The following is a 204-nucleotide window of genomic DNA, read 5'->3' on the forward strand; positions in this document are numbered from 1 at the left end:
GGACGGCGCCTCCAACGGCCTCACCGCACCCAGCGGCCGCGCCCAGCAACTCGTCATCCGCCAGGCCCTCGCCAACGCCGGCCTGACCACCGCCGACGTCGACGCCGTCGAGGGACACGGCACCGGCACCCGCCTGGGCGACCCCATCGAGGCCTCCGCCCTGCTCGCCACCTACGGGCGGGAACGCGGCGCCGGCCGCCCCCT

1 pseudogene is annotated in these 204 nt (G+C 77.9%); it reads left to right on the forward strand.

Features of this window, described 5'->3' with window-relative positions:
* A pseudogene (locus tag VR44_RS40835) lies at positions 1–204 on the forward strand (polyketide synthase); the annotation flags it as partial.

Source organism: Streptomyces katrae, from assembly GCF_000966975.1.
Taxonomy (GTDB): domain Bacteria; phylum Actinomycetota; class Actinomycetes; order Streptomycetales; family Streptomycetaceae; genus Streptomyces; species Streptomyces katrae.